The organism is Vibrio maritimus (assembly GCF_021441885.1).
In the GTDB taxonomy this organism is placed as follows: domain Bacteria; phylum Pseudomonadota; class Gammaproteobacteria; order Enterobacterales; family Vibrionaceae; genus Vibrio; species Vibrio maritimus_B.
Genome location: NZ_CP090438.1, coordinates 3373275 through 3388741 on the forward strand (window position 1 = coordinate 3373275; position 15467 = coordinate 3388741).

Annotated in this window: 6 tRNA genes and 9 rRNA genes; all 15 read right to left on the reverse strand. The window is 49.6% G+C overall.

What is annotated here, in order from left to right:
- Positions 1-315: 315 nt before the first annotated feature.
- The 15 genes from rrf (LY387_RS15545) to LY387_RS15615 all read right to left on the reverse strand — a co-directional run bounded on the left by rrf (LY387_RS15545) (position 316) and on the right by LY387_RS15615 (position 15134).
- Positions 316-431, reverse strand: a 5S ribosomal RNA gene (gene rrf / locus LY387_RS15545).
- A gap of 47 nt (positions 432-478) precedes the next feature.
- A tRNA-Thr gene (locus tag LY387_RS15550) sits at positions 479-554 on the reverse strand.
- Positions 555-617: 63 nt separating this feature from the next.
- A 5S ribosomal RNA gene (rrf, locus tag LY387_RS15555) occupies positions 618-733 on the reverse strand.
- 129 nt (positions 734-862) lie between these two features.
- Positions 863-3749, reverse strand: a 23S ribosomal RNA gene (locus LY387_RS15560).
- A 258-nt stretch (positions 3750-4007) separates the two neighbouring features.
- A tRNA-Ala gene (locus tag LY387_RS15565) sits at positions 4008-4083 on the reverse strand.
- A 42-nt stretch (positions 4084-4125) separates the two neighbouring features.
- Positions 4126-4202, reverse strand: a tRNA-Ile gene (locus tag LY387_RS15570).
- Between the two features lie 67 nt (positions 4203-4269).
- Positions 4270-5821, reverse strand: a 16S ribosomal RNA gene (locus tag LY387_RS15575).
- Positions 5822-6224: 403 nt separating this feature from the next.
- Positions 6225-6340, reverse strand: a 5S ribosomal RNA gene (gene rrf, locus LY387_RS15580).
- A gap of 126 nt (positions 6341-6466) precedes the next feature.
- Positions 6467-9354 (reverse strand): 23S ribosomal RNA (locus tag LY387_RS15585).
- Between the two features lie 362 nt (positions 9355-9716).
- Positions 9717-9792 (reverse strand) — tRNA-Val (locus tag LY387_RS15590).
- Positions 9793-9858: 66 nt separating this feature from the next.
- A tRNA-Lys gene (locus LY387_RS15595) sits at positions 9859-9934 on the reverse strand.
- Positions 9935-9936: 2 nt separating this feature from the next.
- Positions 9937-10012 (reverse strand) — tRNA-Glu (locus LY387_RS15600).
- Between the two features lie 123 nt (positions 10013-10135).
- Positions 10136-11687 (reverse strand): 16S ribosomal RNA (locus LY387_RS15605).
- Positions 11688-12003: 316 nt separating this feature from the next.
- Positions 12004-12119: ribosomal RNA gene (gene rrf / locus LY387_RS15610) — 5S ribosomal RNA — on the reverse strand.
- 127 nt (positions 12120-12246) lie between these two features.
- Positions 12247-15134, reverse strand: a 23S ribosomal RNA gene (locus LY387_RS15615).
- The 16S, 23S and 5S rRNA genes sit together here with 6 tRNA genes alongside, the layout of an rRNA operon.
- Positions 15135-15467 lie beyond the last annotated feature (333 nt).

The window sequence follows — 15467 nt, forward strand, 5'->3', positions numbered from 1 at the left end:
TGCGGATACAAAAACGCCCCAGCAGATGCTGAGGCGTGGAAATAAAGCTTGGCGATGTCCTACTCTCACGTGGGCGGTGCGGCGATCCGCAAGACACACTCTACCTTTTAAGCAAAACATTAGTATGATCATACGCTAGATACGAAAACGCCCCAGCTTTTGCTGAGGCGTGGAAATTAAAGTCTGGCGATGTCCTACTCTCACGTGGGCGGTGCGGCGATCCGCAAGACACACTCTACCTTTTAAGCAAAACATTAGTATGATCATACGCTAGATACGAAAACGCCCCAGCTTTTGCTGAGGCGTGGAATTTAAGCTTGGCGATGTCCTACTCTCACATGGGGAAGCCCCACACTACCATCGGCGCTATTGCGTTTCACTTCTGAGTTCGGCATGGAATCAGGTGGGTCCACAATGCTATGGTCGCCAAACAAAATCTTGCTTGGTGCACCTTGCTCTGCAAGATGACTCTAAATACTGGTGCTGATACCCAGACTCGAACTGGGGACCTCATCCTTACCAAGGATGCGCTCTACCACCTGAGCTATATCAGCATAGTGGTTGTCCTTCAGGACTAAAAAAGCCCGTCTTTTCAAACGGGCTCTTTAAAATTTAAAGCCTGGCGATGTCCTACTCTCACATGGGGAAGCCCCACACTACCATCGGCGCTATTGCGTTTCACTTCTGAGTTCGGCATGGAGTCAGGTGGGTCCACAACGCTATGGTCGCCAAGCAAATTCTGCTTTGGTCTTCAGCTTTTCAAAAAAGCTAAAAGCCAAAATATCTGGAAAGCTGTTAATGCATTCTCATACACATTCAATTTGTTCTTGCTTTGAGTCCATCAAAACCCTTTGGGTGTTGTATGGTTAAGCCTCACGGGCAATTAGTACAGGTTAGCTCAACGCCTCACAACGCTTACACACCCTGCCTATCAACGTTCTAGTCTCGAACAACCCTTTAGGACACTTAAAGTGCCAGGGAAGACTCATCTCAGGGCTCGCTTCCCGCTTAGATGCTTTCAGCGGTTATCGATTCCGAACTTAGCTACCGGGCAATGCGATTGGCATCACAACCCGAACACCAGAGGTTCGTCCACTCCGGTCCTCTCGTACTAGGAGCAGCCCCCTTCAATCTTCCAACGCCCACGGCAGATAGGGACCGAACTGTCTCACGACGTTCTAAACCCAGCTCGCGTACCACTTTAAATGGCGAACAGCCATACCCTTGGGACCGACTTCAGCCCCAGGATGTGATGAGCCGACATCGAGGTGCCAAACACCGCCGTCGATATGAACTCTTGGGCGGTATCAGCCTGTTATCCCCGGAGTACCTTTTATCCGTTGAGCGATGGCCCTTCCATTCAGAACCACCGGATCACTATGACCTGCTTTCGCACCTGCTCGAATTGTCATTCTCGCAGTCAAGCGGGCTTATGCCATTGCACTAACCTCACGATGTCCAACCGTGATTAGCCCACCTTCGTGCTCCTCCGTTACTCTTTGGGAGGAGACCGCCCCAGTCAAACTACCCACCAGGCACTGTCCGCAACCCCGATAAGGGGTCGACGTTAGAACATCAACACTACAAGGGTGGTATTTCAAGGACGGCTCCACTAATACTGGCGTACTAGTTTCAAAGCCTCCCACCTATCCTACACATGTAGGGTCAATGTTCAGTGCCAAGCTGTAGTAAAGGTTCACGGGGTCTTTCCGTCTAGCCGCGGGTACACTGCATCTTCACAGCGATTTCAATTTCACTGAGTCTCGGGTGGAGACAGCGTGGCCATCATTACGCCATTCGTGCAGGTCGGAACTTACCCGACAAGGAATTTCGCTACCTTAGGACCGTTATAGTTACGGCCGCCGTTTACCGGGGCTTCGATCAAGAGCTTCGACCGAAGTCTAACCCCATCAATTAACCTTCCGGCACCGGGCAGGCGTCACACCGTATACGTCATCTTACGATTTTGCACAGTGCTGTGTTTTTAATAAACAGTTGCAGCCACCTGGTATCTGCGACTCCCCATAGCTCCATCCGCAAGGGACTTCACCGCGAGGAGCGTACCTTCTCCCGAAGTTACGGTACCATTTTGCCTAGTTCCTTCACCCGAGTTCTCTCAAGCGCCTTGGTATTCTCTACCCGACCACCTGTGTCGGTTTGGGGTACGATTCCTTACAATCTGAAGCTTAGAGGCTTTTCCTGGAAGCATGGCATCAATGACTTCACTACCGTAGTAGCTCGACATCGTGTCTCAGCCTTAAAAAGAGCCGGATTTACCTAACTCTTAAGCCTACGCACTTGAACCTGGACAACCGTCGCCAGGCCCACCTAGCCTTCTCCGTCCCCCCATCGCAATTGTAAGAAGTACGGGAATATTAACCCGTTTCCCATCGACTACGCCTTTCGGCCTCGCCTTAGGGGTCGACTCACCCTGCCCCGATTAACGTTGGACAGGAACCCTTGGTCTTCCGGCGAGGAGGTTTTTCACCCCCTTTATCGTTACTCATGTCAGCATTCGCACTTCTGATACCTCCAGCAAACCTTACAGTTCACCTTCAACGGCTTACAGAACGCTCCCCTACCCAATACATAAATGCATTGCCGCAGCTTCGGTTTATAGCTTAGCCCCGTTACATCTTCCGCGCAGGCCGACTCGACTAGTGAGCTATTACGCTTTCTTTAAATGATGGCTGCTTCTAAGCCAACATCCTAGCTGTCTAAGCCTTCCCACATCGTTTCCCACTTAGCTATAATTTGGGACCTTAGCTGGCGGTCTGGGTTGTTTCCCTCTCCACGACGGACGTTAGCACCCGCCGTGTGTCTCCCGGATAGTACTTACTGGTATTCGGAGTTTGCAAAGGGTTGGTAAGTCGGGATGACCCCCTAGCCTTAACAGTGCTCTACCCCCAGTAGTATTCGTCCGAGGCTCTACCTAAATAGATTTCGGGGAGAACCAGCTATCTCCAGGTTTGATTGGCCTTTCACCCCTAGCCACAAGTCATCCGCTAATTTTTCAACATTAGTCGGTTCGGTCCTCCAGTTGATGTTACTCAACCTTCAACCTGCCCATGGCTAGATCACCTGGTTTCGGGTCTATATCCAGAGACTGAACGCCCAGTTAAGACTCGGTTTCCCTACGGCTCCCCTAAACGGTTAACCTTGCCACTGAATATAAGTCGCTGACCCATTATACAAAAGGTACGCAGTCACACCACGAAGGTGCTCCTACTGCTTGTACGTACACGGTTTCAGGTTCTATTTCACTCCCCTCACAGGGGTTCTTTTCGCCTTTCCCTCACGGTACTGGTTCACTATCGGTCAGTCAGTAGTATTTAGCCTTGGAGGATGGTCCCCCCATATTCAGACAGGATATCACGTGTCCCGCCCTACTCGATTTCACTGATGATGAGATGTCGGTTACGGGGCTATCACCCTGTATCGCGGCACTTTCCAGAGCCTTCACCTGTCTCATTAAAAGCTTAAGGGCTAATCCAATTTCGCTCGCCGCTACTTTCGGAATCTCGGTTGATTTCTCTTCCTCGGGGTACTTAGATGTTTCAGTTCCCCCGGTTCGCCTCGCTGAGCTATGTATTCACTCAGCGATACCTGCTTATGCAGGTGGGTTTCCCCATTCAGGAATCCCAGACTCAAAGGTTATTACTACCTAATCTGGGCTTATCGCAAGTTATTACGCCTTTCATCGCCTCTGACTGCCAAGGCATCCACCGTGTACGCTTAGTCACTTAACCATACAACCCCAAAGGGTCTTTGTTACGTAACCAAAGTTGTCTGCATTTTTATACATGTGCAGACTCGATTTTGCCGGACTCAAATTCCAAGAACACTTGAATGTGTGTTGGTACCTAAATGATTAAATCATCTAGGATTTGAGAACTTTTAATTGAATAACATTAATCAAATGTTATTCGTCAGCTTTCCAAATTTTTAAAGAGCTTGATTCATAAAGAACCATTTTTAAATATTCTCAAAGAGAAAACACTTAAAGATGGTGGAGCTAAGCAGGATCGAACTGCTGACCTCCTGCGTGCAAGGCAGGCGCTCTCCCAGCTGAGCTATAGCCCCATCAGTGTTTGATGCTTACCGCCAATCATCTGGGAGGAAGATTGGTGGGTCTGAGTGGACTTGAACCACCGACCTCTCGCTTATCAGGCGAACGCTCTAACCACCTGAGCTACAGACCCAAGCATCGTCTTTAATTCATAAACCTAATCAATCTGTGTGAACACTCATCGCAATAATCTATTCGTATAAGGAGGTGATCCAGCCCCAGGTTCCCCTAGGGCTACCTTGTTACGACTTCACCCCAGTCATGAACCACAAAGTGGTGAGCGTCCTCCCGAAGGTTAAACTACCCACTTCTTTTGCAGCCCACTCCCATGGTGTGACGGGCGGTGTGTACAAGGCCCGGGAACGTATTCACCGTGGCATTCTGATCCACGATTACTAGCGATTCCGACTTCATGGAGTCGAGTTGCAGACTCCAATCCGGACTACGACGCACTTTTTGGGATTCGCTCACTTTCGCAAGTTGGCCGCCCTCTGTATGCGCCATTGTAGCACGTGTGTAGCCCTACTCGTAAGGGCCATGATGACTTGACGTCGTCCCCACCTTCCTCCGGTTTATCACCGGCAGTCTCCCTGGAGTTCCCACCCGAAGTGCTGGCAAACAAGGATAAGGGTTGCGCTCGTTGCGGGACTTAACCCAACATTTCACAACACGAGCTGACGACAGCCATGCAGCACCTGTCTCTCAGTTCCCGAAGGCACAAGACTGTCTCCAGTCTCTTCTGAGGATGTCAAGAGTAGGTAAGGTTCTTCGCGTTGCATCGAATTAAACCACATGCTCCACCGCTTGTGCGGGCCCCCGTCAATTCATTTGAGTTTTAATCTTGCGACCGTACTCCCCAGGCGGTCTACTTAACGCGTTAGCTCCGAAAGCCACGGCTCAAGGCCACAACCTCCAAGTAGACATCGTTTACGGCGTGGACTACCAGGGTATCTAATCCTGTTTGCTCCCCACGCTTTCGCATCTGAGTGTCAGTATCTGTCCAGGGGGCCGCCTTCGCCACCGGTATTCCTTCAGATCTCTACGCATTTCACCGCTACACCTGAAATTCTACCCCCCTCTACAGTACTCTAGTCAGCCAGTTTCAAATGCAGTTCCGAGGTTGAGCCCCGGGCTTTCACATCTGACTTAACTAACCACCTGCATGCGCTTTACGCCCAGTAATTCCGATTAACGCTCGCACCCTCCGTATTACCGCGGCTGCTGGCACGGAGTTAGCCGGTGCTTCTTCTGTCGCTAACGTCAAACGATGCCGCTATTAACGACACCGCCTTCCTCACGACTGAAAGTGCTTTACAACCCGAAGGCCTTCTTCACACACGCGGCATGGCTGCATCAGGCTTGCGCCCATTGTGCAATATTCCCCACTGCTGCCTCCCGTAGGAGTCTGGACCGTGTCTCAGTTCCAGTGTGGCTGATCATCCTCTCAGACCAGCTAGGGATCGTCGCCTTGGTGAGCCATTACCTCACCAACTAGCTAATCCCACCTGGGCATATCCTGACGCGAGAGGCCCGAAGGTCCCCCTCTTTGGCCCGAAGGCATTATGCGGTATTAGCCATCGTTTCCAATGGTTATCCCCCACATCAGGGCAATTTCCCAGGCATTACTCACCCGTCCGCCGCTCGACGCCGTTAACGTTCCCCGAAGGTTCAGTTAACTCGTTTCCGCTCGACTTGCATGTGTTAGGCCTGCCGCCAGCGTTCAATCTGAGCCATGATCAAACTCTTCAATTTAAAGTTTTGATTCCCTAAATAAATAGGGGAGGCTCAATGAATACTGAACATTCCCTTCGCTAATAAATAGCAAAAGTAATGTTTGAATTGACTGTGCTGAATCTTTCGATTCAATGGTCACTTCGTTTCATTGAAACCTAATTTGATACCGAGGTATCTAATTTGATTATCATCAACGAGTGCCCACACAGATTGATAGGTTTATATTGTTAAAGAGCAATTCTCTAAAAAGAGAGAGCTTTCAGTGCCTTAGCACTTAAGCAGGACGCGTATAGTACGCTACTGACTCTGTAAGTCAACATAAAATTCTAAGTTTATTTAGAACTCTATGGTGACTTGCTTATCAAATAAGCAAAGTCGAACCTTTTGTCTTCACTTTTCAAAAAAGTGAAAATAAATAAGAGCCTGGCGATGTCCTACTCTCACATGGGGAAGCCCCACACTACCATCGGCGCTATTGCGTTTCACTTCTGAGTTCGGCATGGAGTCAGGTGGGTCCACAACGCTATGGTCGCCAAGCAAATTCTGTTTTGCCTTCAGATTTTCTGAAAATCTGAAAACAATAAATCTGGAAAACTGATTTAAAAGTCTAAATACACATTCAAAGTTCTTGCTTTGAGTCCATCAAAACCCTTTGGGTGTTGTATGGTTAAGCCTCACGGGCAATTAGTACAGGTTAGCTCAACGCCTCACAACGCTTACACACCCTGCCTATCAACGTTCTAGTCTCGAACAACCCTTTAGGACGCTTAAAGCGCCAGGGAAGACTCATCTCAGGGCTCGCTTCCCGCTTAGATGCTTTCAGCGGTTATCGATTCCGAACTTAGCTACCGGGCAATGCGATCGGCATCACAACCCGAACACCAGAGGTTCGTCCACTCCGGTCCTCTCGTACTAGGAGCAGCCCCCTTCAATCTTCCAACGCCCACGGCAGATAGGGACCGAACTGTCTCACGACGTTCTAAACCCAGCTCGCGTACCACTTTAAATGGCGAACAGCCATACCCTTGGGACCGACTTCAGCCCCAGGATGTGATGAGCCGACATCGAGGTGCCAAACACCGCCGTCGATATGAACTCTTGGGCGGTATCAGCCTGTTATCCCCGGAGTACCTTTTATCCGTTGAGCGATGGCCCTTCCATTCAGAACCACCGGATCACTATGACCTGCTTTCGCACCTGCTCGAATTGTCATTCTCGCAGTCAAGCGGGCTTATGCCATTGCACTAACCTCACGATGTCCAACCGTGATTAGCCCACCTTCGTGCTCCTCCGTTACTCTTTGGGAGGAGACCGCCCCAGTCAAACTACCCACCAGGCACTGTCCGCAACCCCGATAAGGGGTCGACGTTAGAACATCAACACTACAAGGGTGGTATTTCAAGGACGGCTCCACTAATACTGGCGTACTAGTTTCAAAGCCTCCCACCTATCCTACACATGTAGGGTCAATGTTCAGTGCCAAGCTGTAGTAAAGGTTCACGGGGTCTTTCCGTCTAGCCGCGGGTACACTGCATCTTCACAGCGATTTCAATTTCACTGAGTCTCGGGTGGAGACAGCGTGGCCATCATTACGCCATTCGTGCAGGTCGGAACTTACCCGACAAGGAATTTCGCTACCTTAGGACCGTTATAGTTACGGCCGCCGTTTACCGGGGCTTCGATCAAGAGCTTCGACCGAAGTCTAACCCCATCAATTAACCTTCCGGCACCGGGCAGGCGTCACACCGTATACGTCATCTTACGATTTTGCACAGTGCTGTGTTTTTAATAAACAGTTGCAGCCACCTGGTATCTGCGACTCCCCATAGCTCCATCCGCAAGGGACTTCACCGCGAGGAGCGTACCTTCTCCCGAAGTTACGGTACCATTTTGCCTAGTTCCTTCACCCGAGTTCTCTCAAGCGCCTTGGTATTCTCTACCCGACCACCTGTGTCGGTTTGGGGTACGATTCCTTACAATCTGAAGCTTAGAGGCTTTTCCTGGAAGCATGGCATCAATGACTTCACTACCGTAGTAGCTCGACGTCGTGTCTCAGCCTTAAAGAGAGCCGGATTTACCTAACTCTCAAGCCTACGCACTTGAACCTGGACAACCGTCGCCAGGCCCACCTAGCCTTCTCCGTCCCCCCATCGCAATTGTAAGAAGTACGGGAATATTAACCCGTTTCCCATCGACTACGCCTTTCGGCCTCGCCTTAGGGGTCGACTCACCCTGCCCCGATTAACGTTGGACAGGAACCCTTGGTCTTCCGGCGAGGAGGTTTTTCACCCCCTTTATCGTTACTCATGTCAGCATTCGCACTTCTGATACCTCCAGCAAACCTTACAGTTCACCTTCAACGGCTTACAGAACGCTCCCCTACCCAATATACAAAGTATATTGCCGCAGCTTCGGTTTATAGCTTAGCCCCGTTACATCTTCCGCGCAGGCCGACTCGACTAGTGAGCTATTACGCTTTCTTTAAATGATGGCTGCTTCTAAGCCAACATCCTAGCTGTCTAAGCCTTCCCACATCGTTTCCCACTTAGCTATAATTTGGGACCTTAGCTGGCGGTCTGGGTTGTTTCCCTCTCCACGACGGACGTTAGCACCCGCCGTGTGTCTCCCGGATAGTACTTACTGGTATTCGGAGTTTGCAAAGGGTTGGTAAGTCGGGATGACCCCCTAGCCTTAACAGTGCTCTACCCCCAGTAGTATTCGTCCGAGGCTCTACCTAAATAGATTTCGGGGAGAACCAGCTATCTCCAGGTTTGATTGGCCTTTCACCCCTAGCCACAAGTCATCCGCTAATTTTTCAACATTAGTCGGTTCGGTCCTCCAGTTGATGTTACTCAACCTTCAACCTGCCCATGGCTAGATCACCTGGTTTCGGGTCTATATCCAGAGACTGAACGCCCAGTTAAGACTCGGTTTCCCTACGGCTCCCCTAAACGGTTAACCTTGCCACTGAATATAAGTCGCTGACCCATTATACAAAAGGTACGCAGTCACACCACGAAGGTGCTCCTACTGCTTGTACGTACACGGTTTCAGGTTCTATTTCACTCCCCTCACAGGGGTTCTTTTCGCCTTTCCCTCACGGTACTGGTTCACTATCGGTCAGTCAGTAGTATTTAGCCTTGGAGGATGGTCCCCCCATATTCAGACAGGATATCACGTGTCCCGCCCTACTCGATTTCACTGATGATGAGATGTCGGTTACGGGGCTATCACCCTGTATCGCGGCACTTTCCAGAGCCTTCACCTGTCTCATTAAAAGCTTAAGGGCTAATCCAATTTCGCTCGCCGCTACTTTCGGAATCTCGGTTGATTTCTCTTCCTCGGGGTACTTAGATGTTTCAGTTCCCCCGGTTCGCCTCGCTGAGCTATGTATTCACTCAGCGATACCTACTTATGTAGGTGGGTTTCCCCATTCAGGAATCTCAGACTCAAAGGTTATTACTACCTAATCTGAGCTTATCGCAAGTTATTACGCCTTTCATCGCCTCTGACTGCCAAGGCATCCACCGTGTACGCTTAGTCACTTAACCATACAACCCCAAAGGGTCTTTCTATTTGTCTTCACTTTTGAAAAGTGAAAGCAAACGGTCAAACAACCAAAGTTGTCTGCATTTTTATACATGTGCAGACTCGATTTTGCCGGACTCAAATATGAATAGCTTTCGCTATTCCCAAGAACACTTGAATGTGTGTTGGTACCTAATCAAAAGATTAGGATTTGAGAACTTTTAATTGAATAAGAATAATCAATTCTTATTCGTCAGCTTTCCAAATTTTTAAAGAGCAATGCAAACTTAATGCATTTTCTAAAGAATCTCAGCGTCAAAAATCCCAACCACGTACGTTTTAATGAAGTGGTTTGGAAAATCTTAATCCAAAATTACTTAGAGAATGGTGGGCGATACCGGGCTCGAACCAGTGACCCCCTCCTTGTAAGGGAGGTGCTCTCCCAACTGAGCTAATCGCCCACATAAGTTTCCTATTGTTTTTACTTTAGAAAAGTAAAACAAAGGCCATTCCTTCGTGGAAAAGAATGGTGGGTCGTGCAGGATTCGAACCTGCGACCAATTGATTAAAAGTCAACTGCTCTACCAACTGAGCTAACGACCCAATGGTATCCCGTAGGGGAGTCGAACCCCTGTTACCGCCGTGAAAGGGCGGTGTCCTAGGCCTCTAGACGAACGGGACACTAAGCAGTAAGTGTTGGGCACTTACTATTTTCTGCTTTCGCTTTTCAGCAAAAACAAAATCTCTTTATCTTTACAAACCTAATCAATCTGTGTGAACACTCATCGCAATAATCTATTCGTATAAGGAGGTGATCCAGCCCCAGGTTCCCCTAGGGCTACCTTGTTACGACTTCACCCCAGTCATGAACCACAAAGTGGTGAGCGTCCTCCCGAAGGTTAAACTACCCACTTCTTTTGCAGCCCACTCCCATGGTGTGACGGGCGGTGTGTACAAGGCCCGGGAACGTATTCACCGTGGCATTCTGATCCACGATTACTAGCGATTCCGACTTCATGGAGTCGAGTTGCAGACTCCAATCCGGACTACGACGCACTTTTTGGGATTCGCTCACTTTCGCAAGTTGGCCGCCCTCTGTATGCGCCATTGTAGCACGTGTGTAGCCCTACTCGTAAGGGCCATGATGACTTGACGTCGTCCCCACCTTCCTCCGGTTTATCACCGGCAGTCTCCCTGGAGTTCCCACCCGAAGTGCTGGCAAACAAGGATAAGGGTTGCGCTCGTTGCGGGACTTAACCCAACATTTCACAACACGAGCTGACGACAGCCATGCAGCACCTGTCTCTCAGTTCCCGAAGGCACAAGACTGTCTCCAGTCTCTTCTGAGGATGTCAAGAGTAGGTAAGGTTCTTCGCGTTGCATCGAATTAAACCACATGCTCCACCGCTTGTGCGGGCCCCCGTCAATTCATTTGAGTTTTAATCTTGCGACCGTACTCCCCAGGCGGTCTACTTAACGCGTTAGCTCCGAAAGCCACGGCTCAAGGCCACAACCTCCAAGTAGACATCGTTTACGGCGTGGACTACCAGGGTATCTAATCCTGTTTGCTCCCCACGCTTTCGCATCTGAGTGTCAGTATCTGTCCAGGGGGCCGCCTTCGCCACCGGTATTCCTTCAGATCTCTACGCATTTCACCGCTACACCTGAAATTCTACCCCCCTCTACAGTACTCTAGTCAGCCAGTTTCAAATGCAGTTCCGAGGTTGAGCCCCGGGCTTTCACATCTGACTTAACTAACCACCTGCATGCGCTTTACGCCCAGTAATTCCGATTAACGCTCGCACCCTCCGTATTACCGCGGCTGCTGGCACGGAGTTAGCCGGTGCTTCTTCTGTCGCTAACGTCAAACGATGCCGCTATTAACGACACCGCCTTCCTCACGACTGAAAGTGCTTTACAACCCGAAGGCCTTCTTCACACACGCGGCATGGCTGCATCAGGCTTGCGCCCATTGTGCAATATTCCCCACTGCTGCCTCCCGTAGGAGTCTGGACCGTGTCTCAGTTCCAGTGTGGCTGATCATCCTCTCAGACCAGCTAGGGATCGTCGCCTTGGTGAGCCATTACCTCACCAACTAGCTAATCCCACCTGGGCATATCCTGACGCGAGAGGCCCGAAGGTCCCCCTCTTTGAGCCGAAGCTATTATGCGGTATTAGCCATCGTTTCCAATGGTTATCCCCCACATCAGGGCAATTTCCCAGGCATTACTCACCCGTCCGCCGCTCGACGCCGTTAACGTTCCCCGAAGGTTCAGTTAACTCGTTTCCGCTCGACTTGCATGTGTTAGGCCTGCCGCCAGCGTTCAATCTGAGCCATGATCAAACTCTTCAATTTAAGATTTTGTTCGGCTCAATGAATACTGAACATTACATAAGTAATGTTTGAATTGACTGTGCTGAATCTTTCGATTCAATGGTCACTTCGTTTCATTGAAACCTAATTTGAAGCCGAAGCTTCTAATTTGATTATCATCAACGAGTGCCCACACAGATTGATAGGTTTATATTGTTAAAGAGCTTTGCTATCAAGGACTTGCCCTTGAAGCGGATGCGTATAATACGCTACTGACTCTGTAAGTCAACATAAAATTCTAAGTTTATTTAGAACTCTATGGTGACTTGCTTATCAAATAAGCAAAGTCGAAATTAAAGCCTGGCGATGTCCTACTCTCACATGGGGAAGCCCCACACTACCATCGGCGCTATTGCGTTTCACTTCTGAGTTCGGCATGGAGTCAGGTGGGTCCACAACGCTATGGTCGCCAAGCAAATTCTGCTTTGGTTTTCAGCTTTTCAAAAAAGCTAAAAGCCAAAATATCTGGAAAGCTGTTATGTGTTCTCTACACATTCAATTTGTTCTTGCTTTGAGTCCATCAAAACCCTTTGGGTGTTGTATGGTTAAGCCTCACGGGCAATTAGTACAGGTTAGCTCAACGCCTCACAACGCTTACACACCCTGCCTATCAACGTTCTAGTCTCGAACAACCCTTTAGGACACTTAAAGTGCCAGGGAAGACTCATCTCAGGGCTCGCTTCCCGCTTAGATGCTTTCAGCGGTTATCGATTCCGAACTTAGCTACCGGGCAATGCGTCTGGCGACACAACCCGAACACCAGAGGTTCGTCCACTCCGGTCCTCTCGTACTAGGAGCAGCCCCCTTCAATCTTCCAACGCCCACGGCAGATAGGGACCGAACTGTCTCACGACGTTCTAAACCCAGCTCGCGTACCACTTTAAATGGCGAACAGCCATACCCTTGGGACCGACTTCAGCCCCAGGATGTGATGAGCCGACATCGAGGTGCCAAACACCGCCGTCGATATGAACTCTTGGGCGGTATCAGCCTGTTATCCCCGGAGTACCTTTTATCCGTTGAGCGATGGCCCTTCCATTCAGAACCACCGGATCACTATGACCTGCTTTCGCACCTGCTCGAATTGTCATTCTCGCAGTCAAGCGGGCTTATGCCATTGCACTAACCTCACGATGTCCAACCGTGATTAGCCCACCTTCGTGCTCCTCCGTTACTCTTTGGGAGGAGACCGCCCCAGTCAAACTACCCACCAGGCACTGTCCGCAACCCCGATAAGGGGTCGACGTTAGAACATCAACACTACAAGGGTGGTATTTCAAGGACGGCTCCACTAATACTGGCGTACTAGTTTCAAAGCCTCCCACCTATCCTACACATGTAGGGTCAATGTTCAGTGCCAAGCTGTAGTAAAGGTTCACGGGGTCTTTCCGTCTAGCCGCGGGTACACTGCATCTTCACAGCGATTTCAATTTCACTGAGTCTCGGGTGGAGACAGCGTGGCCATCATTACGCCATTCGTGCAGGTCGGAACTTACCCGACAAGGAATTTCGCTACCTTAGGACCGTTATAGTTACGGCCGCCGTTTACCGGGGCTTCGATCAAGAGCTTCGACCGAAGTCTAACCCCATCAATTAACCTTCCGGCACCGGGCAGGCGTCACACCGTATACGTCATCTTACGATTTTGCACAGTGCTGTGTTTTTAATAAACAGTTGCAGCCACCTGGTATCTGCGACTCCCCATAGCTCCATCCGCAAGGGACTTCACCGCGAGGAGCGTACCTTCTCCCGAAGTTACGGTACCATTTTGCCTAGTTCCTTCACCCGAGTTCTCTCAAGCGCCTTGGTATTCTCTACCCGACCACCTGTGTCGGTTTGGGGTACGATTCCTTACAATCTGAAGCTTAGAGGCTTTTCCTGGAAGCATGGCATCAATGACTTCACTACCGTAGTAGCTCGACGTCGTGTCTCAGCCTTAAAAAGAGCCGGATTTACCTAACTCTTAAGCCTACGCACTTGAACCTGGACAACCGTCGCCAGGCCCACCTAGCCTTCTCCGTCCCCCCATCGCAATTGTAAGAAGTACGGGAATATTAACCCGTTTCCCATCGACTACGCCTTTCGGCCTCGCCTTAGGGGTCGACTCACCCTGCCCCGATTAACGTTGGACAGGAACCCTTGGTCTTCCGGCGAGGAGGTTTTTCACCCCCTTTATCGTTACTCATGTCAGCATTCGCACTTCTGATACCTCCAGCAGACCTTACAATCCACCTTCAACGGCTTACAGAACGCTCCCCTACCCAATATACAAAGTATATTGCCGCAGCTTCGGTTTATAGCTTAGCCCCGTTACATCTTCCGCGCAGGCCGACTCGACTAGTGAGCTATTACGCTTTCTTTAAATGATGGCTGCTTCTAAGCCAACATCCTAGCTGTCTAAGCCTTCCCACATCGTTTCCCACTTAGCTATAATTTGGGACCTTAGCTGGCGGTCTGGGTTGTTTCCCTCTCCACGACGGACGTTAGCACCCGCCGTGTGTCTCCCGGATAGTACTTACTGGTATTCGGAGTTTGCAAAGGGTTGGTAAGTCGGGATGACCCCCTAGCCTTAACAGTGCTCTACCCCCAGTAGTATTCGTCCGAGGCTCTACCTAAATAGATTTCGGGGAGAACCAGCTATCTCCAGGTTTGATTGGCCTTTCACCCCTAGCCACAAGTCATCCGCTAATTTTTCAACATTAGTCGGTTCGGTCCTCCAGTTGATGTTACTCAACCTTCAACCTGCCCATGGCTAGATCACCTGGTTTCGGGTCTATATCCAGAGACTGAACGCCCAGTTAAGACTCGGTTTCCCTACGGCTCCCCTAAACGGTTAACCTTGCCACTGAATATAAGTCGCTGACCCATTATACAAAAGGTACGCAGTCACACCACGAAGGTGCTCCTACTGCTTGTACGTACACGGTTTCAGGTTCTATTTCACTCCCCTCACAGGGGTTCTTTTCGCCTTTCCCTCACGGTACTGGTTCACTATCGGTCAGTCAGTAGTATTTAGCCTTGGAGGATGGTCCCCCCATATTCAGACAGGATATCACGTGTCCCGCCCTACTCGATTTCACTGATGATGAGATGTCGGTTACGGGGCTATCACCCTGTATCGCGGCACTTTCCAGAGCCTTCACCTGTCTCATTAAAAGCTTAAGGGCTAATCCAATTTCGCTCGCCGCTACTTTCGGAATCTCGGTTGATTTCTCTTCCTCGGGGTACTTAGATGTTTCAGTTCCCCCGGTTCGCCTCGCTGAGCTATGTATTCACTCAGCGATACCTGCTTATGCAGGTGGGTTTCCCCATTCAGGAATCCCAGACTCAAAGGTTATTACTACCTAATCTGAGCTTATCGCAAGTTATTACGCCTTTCATCGCCTCTGACTGCCAAGGCATCCACCGTGTACGCTTAGTCACTTAACCATACAACCCCAAAGAGTTTCAGATGAAATCTTGAGATTGTGCATTTGCTTTCACTTTTGAAAAGTGAAGACAAACTGGTAAACAACCAAAGTTGTCTGCAATTTTTATACATGATGCAGACTCGATTTTGCCGGACTCAAATATGAATCACTTTCGTGATTCCCAAGAACACTTGAATGTGTGTTGGTACCTAATTCTAAGAATTAGGATTTGAGAACTTTTAATTGAATAACATTAATCAAATGTTATTCGTCAGCTTTCCAAATTTTTAAAGAACTAATCACTTCGTAATGAAGTAACCATTTTTAAGAATTCTCAATAGAGAAAACGCTT